This is a genomic window from Microcoleus sp. A2-C3 (assembly GCF_036706065.1).
GTDB lineage: Bacteria > Cyanobacteriota > Cyanobacteriia > Cyanobacteriales > Microcoleaceae > Microcoleus.
In genome coordinates this window covers 1-1,542 of record NZ_JAUBVX010000122.1, presented here as the reverse complement: position 1 = coordinate 1,542, position 1,542 = coordinate 1, and the positions used below count along the sequence as shown (strand labels likewise).

At 43.0% G+C, this 1,542-nt stretch carries 2 protein-coding genes; both read left to right on the top strand.

The features are described from left to right. Positions 1-157: 157 nt before the first annotated feature. The gene (locus tag QUB66_RS29590) at positions 158-823 is read left to right on the top strand and encodes a hypothetical protein (RefSeq protein WP_332970801.1); all 666 of its coding nucleotides are present in this window, start codon (positions 158-160) and stop codon (positions 821-823) included. After that, positions 816-1,328, top strand: a complete 513-nt coding sequence (locus QUB66_RS29585; RefSeq protein ID WP_332970800.1) for a hypothetical protein — start codon at positions 816-818, stop codon at positions 1,326-1,328. Before QUB66_RS29590 ends, QUB66_RS29585 begins: the two co-directional genes overlap by 8 nt. Positions 1,329-1,542 lie beyond the last annotated feature (214 nt).

Sequence of the window (1,542 nt, the reverse complement as noted above, 5' to 3'; positions counted from 1 at the left end):
CCATCAATTTTACCCTCGCTGATCCACGAATCAACACCAGTTTACTTGACGATAGGGCTTAACCGAGAAGTATTGGGGCGTAAGCTACAACCGCCCTTACTTTTATCGAATTGCTCGGAATCGAGAGGAGGCAGCTAGAGATCGAGAAGTTGACCAATTGATTGAAGCAGTCAAGTTGTCTCGCTTTGACTACGCTCGAATGCTATCTCATTGGATTAATGAAGTGCTGCCACCAGATTTAGATGAAATTGTATTTTGCGGCGGTACTTCTGAATATATGAAATCAGAACTGCGAAATCAGTTTTCTCATTATTCGCTGTCTTGGCACGGAGGCATAACAGTGCCAAAAACGCTTGACCCTGATGGTTTAGGTTGTCGAATCGCTGATGTTTACGGACTATTTTCTTACTTCAAATCTCAATTTGAGACCGTTTGGCGAAAGCCTGTTGCGACAACCTCTCAGAGGGGAGAAGGTGCAGCTTCCACTTCACAAAATGCTCCAGTCTCTCCGACTGGTATACAAAAGGCTGAAGAAGGTACTGAACAAAAGGCTGAACAAAAGGCTGAAGAAGGTACTGAACAAAAGGCTGAACAAAAGGCTGAACAAAAGGCTGAAGAAGGTGCTGAACAAAAGGCTGAAGAAGGTGTTGAACAAAAGGCTGACCTCCGTATCAAAGATAGCTACTTAGATGCTTCTAATGAATTGAGTGATGAGTCAAATTTAGAACCTTCATTAGATGAAAATGAAGCCAGCTTAGATGCAGCTCTACTACTGGGAGGGCCATACCGAGGTTCGGGGAAAAAGGTGAAAAACTATGCCTAGAAAACGCTACAAACAATTTTGCTGGCGCTGTCAAGTTTTGCCAGATTCCGAAGACGCTATCTTGCTCTCTTATCTAGAAAATCATCCTTTTTTTAGTTTAAAGGAAACCATTTTACCTCTAATAAAAGCGCGGTGGCTGTTAGCTGCTTTACGCAATAACGGTAGTCATTCTAGCACAGAATTAGAGTATTTGAGGCGAGAAAGCATTAATTATCTGCTCAGGCAGATAGATGAAGTTTGCCGAGATGCGGGATTTAATTGTACGGAGTTAGGGGCAATTGCCCCTGGTATTTCTTCGGGTTTAATTCCTTTAGCTACTTTGGCTCACTTGTCAAATCCAGGTGCATCTATTGCTACGGAATTCACGGCCCCGGAGACTTCACAACCCGCAAGTTTGCCCGAAGAAAAAGAACCAGAGGAATTTTCGGGAGAAGTTGAGTTGGAAAACAGCGCGTTTAACTTATCTGGTTTTGATCCAGCAATGGTCGGGCCTAGCTTTAGTTAAAATTATTAACCCTTTAATAGGCATCCAATAAGGAGAAATTAAATGACTAACATGATTCACTTAGTTGACGGCGAGAAAGGTGGCGTTGGCAAGTCAATGCTAACTCGGCTTCTGGTTGAATTCAATCAGAAGTATGACCCAATACTTCTCGGTTAAGCCCTATCGTCAAGTAAACTGGTGTTGATTCGTGGATCAGCGAGGGTAAAATTGATGG